Source organism: Aeromonas salmonicida subsp. salmonicida, from assembly GCF_001643305.1.
Classification (GTDB): Bacteria; Pseudomonadota; Gammaproteobacteria; order Enterobacterales; family Aeromonadaceae; genus Aeromonas; species Aeromonas salmonicida.
In genome coordinates, this window is record NZ_LSGW01000063.1 from 1 (window position 1) to 8,569 (window position 8,569).

Here is an 8,569-nt window from a genome sequence, read left to right on the forward strand (position 1 = left end):
TGGCTAACCCAGCGGCAATTGCGTGGCTTCAGGGGTGCTCCATTTCAACCAACCAGCGAGGCACGCCATGTTTGCAGGCAAGAACGTCGACTACAGCGCCGCCACTATCCGCAATGACGGGTTCTGGCCAGATGTGGCCGTGGCCGATTTTGAGCGCCGCCGCGCCCTGCCTGCCGATCTGGATGCCCAGACCACCGGCGCCGCCCTGCTGGCAGCCGTCTCTGAAATCAACCTGCAGCTGGTGAGCCACCAGGCCGCGCTGCAGGGCAAGGGCTACACCAGCGCCGCCGAGGTACCCGGGCCAAGTCTGGAAGGCGGCAGCAATGCGCTGACCGAGCAGTACCTGGCCGCGGTGTTTGCCCGAGCCAAGGCGGCGCTGCTGCCCGAATTCGCCAGCGTCACCGAGCGGGCCACCGCCAACAACCAGCTGGAGCGATCGCCAGACCAACGCGCCCAGCTACTGGCCGAGAGTCAGCAACGGGTGCGCAGCATCAAGGGCAAGCACAGGACGGGGGTCTCGCTGATATGAGTCACGATCTGCACGAGCAACAAGCCCAGGGCTACTTCCTGCAAGCGCTCCACGCCGAGCTGCTGCGAGTGCTGCCGGCCAAGTGCCACACCCACCTGGATAGCTGGATGGAGAACGGCACCATCCGGTTGGAGCCCAAAAACATGGGCCCCACCGGGGTGGACGTGGCCTGGCTCACCTATCAGGCGGTGTTCACCATCGAGCAACTGCCGTTTCGCGAGCTGGATCCCGCCATTGTGCTGGCCGCTGTCGCCGCCTGGGTGCAGGAGCATGACGCAGTCCGCGAGCAGTTTGCGCTGCCCGATCCCGAATACGCCGTCACCCCCAACGATGAAAAGACGGCTGACCTTGAGATCCAGCTCCCCTTTACCGAGCCGCTGCGCCTGGTGGAGCACCCGCAAGGCCCCATCAACTGGCTCGGCAAGCACTGGAACGTGGCCCCCTATGACATTTGGGTCGCCGAGCAGATTGACCTGAATGTGGGGAACACCGGCCACCACAGTGTCGGGGCCTAAGCATGATCAGCATCACCCTAGACAGTCGCCGAACCCAGGAGCAGCTCAAGCTGCTGGCCCTGTCGCCCAAGCAGCGCAAGCGCCTGGTGTGGCGGGCAGCGGCTGAGCTCAAGAAGCTGGCCGCCCGTCACGTGCGCCAACAGCAAGACCCCAACGGCAGTGCCTGGGCTCCGCGCAAACGGGGCAAGCGCAAGATGCTGCGCGGCCTGCCCAAGCTGTTGGAGATCCACGCCCCCCGCCAGGACGTGGCAGAAGTGGGCTTTAAGAAAGGCCCCATGAGTGCCCACGCTGGGGTTATCGCCAACACCCACCAGAAGGGGCACACCTACCAGGTGAGCGCAGCCAGCCGGCGCCGCATTGCGCCCAGTGAAGGCGGCAAGAACAAGCCGGCTACCAAGGCGCAGGCCCGCAAGCTGCGGGAGTTGGGGTTCAAACGCCCGGGCAAGCGCAAGCGCTCATACCGCTCAGCCTCGCTCGGCTGGATCACCAGCAGCCTCAACTACGCCCAGGCCGGCCTGCTCATCAAGAAGCTCAAGGATGAACCGGTGAAAGAGCGCTGGGAGATAAAGCTCCCTGCCCGCCCGTTTCTGGGCGCCAACACCCGGCAGCGGGAACAAGCCTTTGCCCGCGCCCTGCAGAGCATCGACTACGGCTGGGACGTCAACAAACAAGACCTGAAGGGGAACTAACGCCATGTGGCCTTATGTACAGATCAACAACTTAAACCAGATGCAGGGGCCCGTGACCGAAGTCGAGCGCCACCTGCTGTTCATCGGCAGCTCCGCCAGTAACACCGGCAAGCTGCTCTCCCTCAACACCCAGTCAGACCTCGACCAGTTGCTGGGAACCGGTGACAGCGAGCTCAAGGCCAACCTGCTGGCCGCCCGCGATAACGCCGGCCAGAACTGGACCGCAGCCGCCTATGTGCTGCCCACCGACAAGCCCTGGCTCGATGCCGCCCGCGAGGCGCAGCAGACCCAGTCCTTTGAAGGCATCCTGGTGCTGGGTCAGGTGTGGGATCAGGTGAGCATCAACGCAGCCCACGCCCTCAACCAGGAGCTGATCGCCAAATGGGGGCGCTGGCAGTTCATGCTGCTGGCCGTCCCCGGCATTGTCGCCAAGGCCGCCGGCAAAAACGCTACCGCCCAAGACTGGAGCGAGTACGAGGCCGCCCTGGCTGCCTTGCAAGATGGCATCAAGGCCGATTCGGTTGGCCTGGTGCCACAGCTTTGGCCCAACCTCATCGGCGCCTATGCGGGCCGCCTGTGCAACCGGGCGGTGAGCATCGCCGACAGCCCCTGCCGGGTGAAGACCGGCGCCCTGGTCGGCCTTGACAACAAGCCGGTGGACAAGGACGGGATCCCGCTGCCGCTGGCCACCCTGCAGACCCTGGAGAAGAGCCGCTACTCGGTGCCGATGTGGTACCCGGACTATGACGGCATCTATTGGGCTGATGGCCGCCAGCTCGATGCCGAGGGCGGCGACTACCAGGCGATCGAGAACCTGCGGGTCGCCTACAAGGTGGCGCGCCGGATCCGTATTCGTGCCATCGCCCGCATCGGGGATCGCTCGTTCAACTCCACCCCAGGCAGCACCGCCGCCGCGGTGACCTACTTTGGCAAGGACCTGCGCGAGATGGCCAAGGCCGCCACCATCAATGGCCAGCCGTTCCCCGGCGACATCGCCTCCCCCCAGGATGGCGACATCAGCATCCAGTGGATTGCCAAGAACTTGGTCTCTGTCTATGTGGTGGTGCGCACCGTGGACTGCCCCAAGGGGATCACCGTCAACATCATGCTCGATTTGAGCCTCAACAACGGGGAGGGCTAAGCAATGACCCGTCGTGTTTCCGGTACCAGCTTTGATACCACCCTGATGGGGGCCATGGTCCACGTTGAAAAGGCCAGCCTTTCTATCACCGACAACAGCGCCGTGGCCCAGACCCGAGGCGTCCCGGATGGCTATGTGGATGGGGACGTCTCGGCGGAGCTCGAGTTCGAGCTCGACACCAAGAACCTCAAGCTGCTGGCCGAAGCCGCCAAACGGGCCGGCAGCTGGCGCGGGATGGAGCCTGACGATGTGCTGTTCTACGCCGACACCGGCAGCGAGCAGATGAAGGTGGAAGCCTTTGGCGTGAAGCTGCTGGTCTCTGACTTGCTCGACATCGATCCCAAGGGCGGCAGCAAGAGCGTGCACAAGGTGAAAGGCTTTGTGACCTCCCCCGATTTTGTTCACCTCAATGGCGTGCCGTACCTCTCCAAGGACGACACCCGCCACCTGCTGGGTTAAGGAGGCTCTGTGGACGATATCGACCGCGCCAACCAACACGCCGCCCGCATGCTGACCACCAATCTGGCCCGCCAGGTGGGCAAGGGGCACTACCAGGGCATGAGCCTGCATCACTGCGAGGAGTGCGACGACCCGATCCCCGAGGCGCGTCGCCACCATGTGCCGGGGGTGCGCCTGTGCGTCCCCTGCCAAACCCGCATTGAGCAGCTGGCCCGCTAACCCGAGCAACGGACATGAACCCTATGCCAAACAAAGACCCCATCATCGGCGCCGCCATTCTGGCCTGGCTGATGGACAACTGGCCCGCCGTCTATGGGGCACTGCTGGCGCTGGCCATCGCCTTCCTGCGCATCACCTACACCGGCGGGCGGGGCCGTCGCCGACTGATCGAATCCCTGCTGTGCGGGCTTATCACGTTGGCCGCGGCCACCGGTACCCAATTACTCGGGATCCCGCCAGAGGCGACCCCGTTCCTGGGCGGTGTGGTGGGCCTTATCGGGATCGACATCCTGCGAGACAAGGCCACCCGGCTCATCAATACCAAAGGTGGCAACGATGCCGCGCAGTAACTGCCACCCACAAATGGCCGCCTTTCTCGACCTGCTGGCCTTTGCCGAAGGAACCAAAGGGCTCGGCGATGACGGTTACAACAAGCTGGTCAACCCGGCAGGTTTGTTCACCGACTACCGCACCCACCCGAACGTCAAAGTGCAGGTGAACCCGCACCTGGTCAGCACCGCCGCCGGGCGCTATCAGTTCCTGTCCAAACACTGGTCCCACTACCGTGACCAGCTCGGCCTGCTGGACTTTGGTCCTGAGTCGCAAGACACCTGGGCCATCCAGCTTATCCGCGAGCGCAAAGCGCTGGCCGATGTGGTCGATGGCCGCATTGCCCAGGCGGTGCCCAAGTGCGCCAACATTTGGGCCAGCTTGCCCGGCGCTGGCTACGGCCAGCGCGAACATAAGCTGGCTGACCTGCTGGCCAAGTTCATCGAGTTTGGCGGGGTACTGGCGTGAGCACGTTCATCCGGCTGTTGCCGGCCCTTATCGGGCTGGTGATTGGCACTGTGCTGTATGTCCAGGACGAACGGCTCACCCTGCGCACCCTGGAGCTGGCCACCGCCAACGAGACCATCACCACCCTGCAGAGCGCCAACGACCAGATGGCCACCGAGTTCAAGACGCTGCAGCGAGAAGAGATTGGGCTGCGCACGTTGCTCGCCCACCAGAACGCCGCCCTGACCGAGCTCGACCAACAACAGAGGAAGACTGCCGATGACCTGCAACACGCCCTGGCCACACCGCCGGCGGGCCGCCCGGATTGTGCTCGCGAGCCTCTGCCTGTTGGCGCTTTGCGCCTGCTCCAGCCAGCCAAGGGCCGTGGTGCAAACACAGGTGGTGAAACGCCTGCCACCGCCGGGGCTGGTGCCCCACTGCCCGGAACCTGAATTTAACGGCACTACCTGGGGCGAGGCCGTGGCCTTTATCCCCACCCTGCAGGGCGCACTGCGCCGCTGCCAAACCCAACTCGACACCCTAAACGACTGGATAACCCAAGAGGAAACCACCCCATGAGCAAGCAAACCATCACCCTGACCATCGCCGGCACCGACATCTGCTTTGAGCCCACCCTGGTGGCCTACAACAGCTACATCAACGACCTGGCCATGAACGACAAGGTGGCGCCGGCACACAACTACCTGCGCAAGATTATCCACACCGAGCACAAAGAGGCCCTGAGCGACCTGCTCGCCCTGCCAGGCGCCGCCTTACAGCTGACCGCCAAGGTCAACGAGGAGTTCGCGCCGGCGCTGGATATCACCGTAAAAAACTGACCGGGCGCGCCGAGGCCATCGAGCACAACCAGCTGGAACAGGTACTGGCGCTGCGGCGCCACTACCTGCCCCATGAAGAGGATGACCTCGACAGTCTGGCCCGCGCCCTCTGGTTTGATAAGCACTCACGGGACACGCTCGCCTTTGCCGTCGCGCAGGGGATAGCGAAAGCCTTCAACGGATAAGAGCCCCCTATGGCCTGGATGGAAAAACTGATGATGCAGGTGGCACTGGTGGACAATGCCACCAAGCCGCTGGCGGGCATCAACACCCAGATCGACCAGATCAGCAAAGCCGGTCGGCAGGGGTGGGCCAACATGGCCATGGGAACCACCACAGTAGTGGCCGGTGCCATGGCGATCCAGAACGTGCTGGGCCCGGCTATCGAAATGGATCGGGCGCTGGCCGAAGTGGCCTCCCTCGATGTTCATGAGAAGACCCTCAAACAACTCTCCGATACCGCGCTGCGGTTCTCGGTGGACTATGGCGCCTCTGCCAGTGAGTTCGTGCGGGCCTCTTACGATATTCAATCCGCCATCGCCGGGCTTGAGGGTAACGAGCTGCCCGCCTTTGCCCGCGCCTCCGGCGTGCTGGCCAAGGCCACCAAAGCCGACACTGCCACCATCACCAACTACATGGGCACCATGTACGGCATCTTCGAGCAGCAGGCCAAGCGGATGGGCAAGGCCACCTGGGTGGAGGATGTGGCCGGCAAAACCGCCACCGCGGTGCAGATGTTCAAAACCACTGGCCAGGGCATGACTGACGCCTTCAAGGGCATCGGTGCCAACGCCACTGCCGCCGGGATCTCGATGGATGAGCAGTTCGCCGTGCTCGGCCACCTGCAGGCCACTATGGGCGGCGGCGAAGCTGGCACCAAGTTCAAGTCGTTTCTGTCCGGGATTGGCAGCGCCCAAAAGGCGCTTGGCCTGCAGTTCACCGACTCGGCGGGCAACATGCTGCCGGTGCTCGACGTGCTGGATAAGCTCAAGGCCCGCTATGGCGAGACCCTGACCATCGCCGGCAGTGATGAGCTGAAAAAGGCGTTTGGCTCGGATGAAGCAGTGTCGATGATCAAGCTCTTGATGAGTAACACCAAGGCGCTTTCCAGCAGCATCAATGCCCTGGGCAACACCCACGGCATGGGCAAAGCCGAGCAGATGGCCGCCGCCATGACCGACCAGTGGCAGCGGGTCGAGTCGGCCTGGTTTGCAATCCGAGCGGCGGCGTTCGGCGCAGTGCTCCCCGCCATCAACCAGGTAGTGGGCGCCTTTGCCGATGGCGCGGATACCGTGCTGCGCTGGGCTCGCCTGTTTCCCCACCTGACCAAGGCGGTCAGTTACGCCACCCTGGCCATCGTCGGCCTCGGCATGGTCACTGGTGTCTGGTTGCTGCTGGCAGGCCTGGCCAAGCTGGTGACCCTGGGCTGGGGCATCGTCATGATGGGGCTGCTCGCCCCGCTCAAGCTGCTGCGCGGCGCCATGGCGCTGATGCGCACCACCGTCTTGTTGGTGAACCTCGCCATGTACGCCAACCCGGTGCTGCTGATCGTGGGCGGCATCCTCGCCCTGGTCGCCGCCGTGGCGCTGGCCATCGTCTACTGGGACGAGCTCTATGCCGCCTTCTCGGTGCTGACCAACTTTGAGCTGCTGGGCGCCTTCTTCAGTGGACTGGCTGAGACTTTCGGCCCCCTTGCCTCGCAGGCACTGGTCCCCATTGCTGACACCTTGGGGATCATCGTGACCTTGCTCGGCCAAGCCTGGGACTGGCTCGGTTCCTTCTTTGGGGCCACCGAGCGTGCCAGCCTCGGGGTCGATAGCGTGACCGATGCCGGCCGGCGTCTGGGGGCCGTCCTCGGCGCCGTGTTCGAAGCCCTGCTCACCCCCTGGCAGTGGATCATCAAAGCCATTCGCTACGCCCTCGATCTGATGGGGATGATCCCGGGCATCGACATCGACACCAGCAAGCTGGTGATGCCGGACCTGAGCCTGCCCCTGACTACCCAGCTGCAAGCCCCGGCGCCGATGGAGCGCATCAATGCCCCGCTCGCCCGCTACCGCCAACAAGACCAGAGCGCGGTGCCCTCGGGTGGCCTGGGCCAGCAGTTGATCCAGGCCAACGCGGCCGCGACCACGGCCAACCAGAAACCGGCCAAGGCCCTGCACATCGGCGAGGTGCACATGCACAACCAAAACCCGATGACGCCGGAGCAGATGGCCGAGAACGCCTGGCTGGAGACCAAATGATGAGTGAGCCCCTGGTCCACAACCCCAAGTACATCGACATCCTGGTGGTCAACGGCGCCTGGCAACTCGATGCCGGCGGCCAGCCCCGCACCACCCAGGACCGCCACAGCATCGGTCAGGACATCAAGCACCGCATCATGGAGTCCGGGCTTGCCCGCAAGCTCATTGGCGAGCGCAGCCCGACCCTGCGCAGCGACGTGATGACCGAGATTGAACTGCTGGTTGAAGACGACGAGCGGCTGGTGCCCGGCACCATCCTCATCCGTGAAGAGGCCCCCGACCGGATACTGGTCACCGCCCGCACCTATGAATTCGGCGAACTGGAGGTAACCCTGTGAACCTGCGCCCGACCGTGGACTTTATGGCCCTGCTGGCCGAGACCGGCGTCCCGACCACCGAGCAGGCCATGGAGGCCGAGCTCAAACAGGAGGTGGTGGCCGCCGGCTCCCTTATCACCAATGACAGCGACGTGAGCCCCTTCTGGCGGCTGGTGCGCGGGGTGGTGATAACGCCGGCGCTCTGGCTGGTCCGCACCCTGCTGGCCGGCCATGTGCTGCCCAACACCTTTGCGGCCACCGCCACCGATGCCTATCTCGACCTCAAGGCCTGGGACGTGGATTTGACCCGCAAACCCGCCCAGACCACCCGGGGCCTGGTCAACTTCGTCAAGGCCAATCCGAGCGAGGCCGCCACCATCCCGGCCGATATCTGGATCTCCACCGAGCGCATCAACGGCACCATCTACCGCCTCAAACCCCTGCAGGCGGTAGTGAGCCCGGCCGGCGAAGCGGTGGCCAAGGTTGTCTGCGAAGCCGAGCACGCCGGCGCAGCCTGGAATCTGGCGCCGGGCTATTACAACCTGCTCAGCGAACCGGTGACCGGCATCCTGTCGGCACGCAACGATGACAAAGAGTGGATAACCACCCAGGGCGCGGACGCCGAGGGCAATGACGCCCTGGGTCTGCGCATCCAGAACCAGTTTTCGGCGGTGGGGCGTTATCACATCGACGCGATTTACCGCTCCATGCTGGCGAGCGTCGCGGGCATTCGGGCCGACCACATCTTCTTCGAGCACGAGGCCCCCCGTGGCCCGGGCACCGCCAATGCGTACATCCTGCTGGAGGTGGGCGCGACCCCGGCCAGCCTGATTGAGCA

15 protein-coding genes are annotated in these 8,569 nt (G+C 64.3%); all 15 read left to right on the top strand.

Translation table 11 applies throughout. From position 1 onward, the window contains the following. Positions 1-67: 67 nt before the first annotated feature. Positions 68-529: a head completion/stabilization protein gene (locus tag AXW79_RS10295; protein WP_005314472.1), complete on the top strand. Its 462-nt coding sequence runs from the start codon at positions 68-70 to the stop codon at positions 527-529. Then, on the top strand, positions 526-1,044 hold the full coding sequence (locus AXW79_RS10300; RefSeq protein ID WP_005314471.1) for a phage tail protein: 519 nt from the start codon (positions 526-528) through the stop codon (positions 1,042-1,044). Before AXW79_RS10295 ends, AXW79_RS10300 begins: the two co-directional genes overlap by 4 nt. A 2-nt stretch (positions 1,045-1,046) precedes the next feature. Beyond that, positions 1,047-1,733, top strand: a complete 687-nt coding sequence (locus AXW79_RS10305; RefSeq protein ID WP_005314470.1) for a phage virion morphogenesis protein — start codon at positions 1,047-1,049, stop codon at positions 1,731-1,733. A 4-nt stretch (positions 1,734-1,737) separates the two neighbouring features. Continuing rightward, a complete protein-coding gene (locus tag AXW79_RS10310; RefSeq protein WP_011898577.1) occupies positions 1,738-2,874 on the top strand; it encodes a DUF2586 domain-containing protein in 1,137 nt (378 codons plus the stop codon). Positions 2,875-2,877: 3 nt separating this feature from the next. Next, positions 2,878-3,333, top strand: a complete 456-nt coding sequence (locus AXW79_RS10315; RefSeq protein ID WP_011898576.1) for a phage protein — start codon at positions 2,878-2,880, stop codon at positions 3,331-3,333. A 9-nt stretch (positions 3,334-3,342) separates the two neighbouring features. Beyond that, positions 3,343-3,552: a TraR/DksA family transcriptional regulator gene (locus AXW79_RS10320; protein WP_005322541.1), complete on the top strand. Its 210-nt coding sequence runs from the start codon at positions 3,343-3,345 to the stop codon at positions 3,550-3,552. A 23-nt stretch (positions 3,553-3,575) separates the two neighbouring features. Continuing rightward, positions 3,576-3,902: a phage holin, lambda family gene (locus AXW79_RS10325; RefSeq protein ID WP_043144985.1), complete on the top strand. Its 327-nt coding sequence runs from the start codon at positions 3,576-3,578 to the stop codon at positions 3,900-3,902. Further along, entirely contained in the window at positions 3,889-4,350 is a 462-nt protein-coding gene (locus tag AXW79_RS10330) for a glycoside hydrolase family 24 protein (protein ID WP_005314461.1), read from the top strand. Before AXW79_RS10325 ends, AXW79_RS10330 begins: the two co-directional genes overlap by 14 nt. Then, complete coding sequence (locus tag AXW79_RS10335) at positions 4,347-4,781, top strand: hypothetical protein (RefSeq protein WP_005314459.1); 435 nt, start codon at positions 4,347-4,349, stop codon at positions 4,779-4,781. The genes AXW79_RS10330 and AXW79_RS10335 overlap by 4 nt, the downstream gene beginning before the upstream one ends. Next, on the top strand, positions 4,717-4,908 hold the full coding sequence (gene lysC / locus AXW79_RS23760; protein ID WP_146124907.1) for an Rz1-like lysis system protein LysC: 192 nt from the start codon (positions 4,717-4,719) through the stop codon (positions 4,906-4,908). The genes AXW79_RS10335 and lysC overlap by 65 nt, the downstream gene beginning before the upstream one ends. Beyond that, entirely contained in the window at positions 4,905-5,168 is a 264-nt protein-coding gene (locus AXW79_RS10340; protein ID WP_005314455.1) for a putative phage tail assembly chaperone, read from the top strand. The genes lysC and AXW79_RS10340 overlap by 4 nt, the downstream gene beginning before the upstream one ends. Positions 5,169-5,218: 50 nt before the next feature. After that, positions 5,219-5,353, top strand: a complete 135-nt coding sequence (locus AXW79_RS24145; protein ID WP_378003632.1) for a DUF6890 family protein — start codon at positions 5,219-5,221, stop codon at positions 5,351-5,353. Between the two features lie 9 nt (positions 5,354-5,362). Further along, positions 5,363-7,414, top strand: coding sequence for a phage tail tape measure protein (locus AXW79_RS10345; RefSeq protein WP_005314454.1), 2,052 nt, complete (start codon positions 5,363-5,365; stop codon positions 7,412-7,414). Continuing rightward, positions 7,414-7,752, top strand: coding sequence for a DUF2590 family protein (locus tag AXW79_RS10350; RefSeq protein ID WP_011898573.1), 339 nt, complete (start codon positions 7,414-7,416; stop codon positions 7,750-7,752). Before AXW79_RS10345 ends, AXW79_RS10350 begins: the two co-directional genes overlap by 1 nt. Beyond that, on the top strand, positions 7,749-8,569 hold an 821-nt coding region (locus AXW79_RS10355; RefSeq protein ID WP_063975712.1), incomplete at its 3' end, for a baseplate J/gp47 family protein. The genes AXW79_RS10350 and AXW79_RS10355, both read left to right, overlap by 4 nt.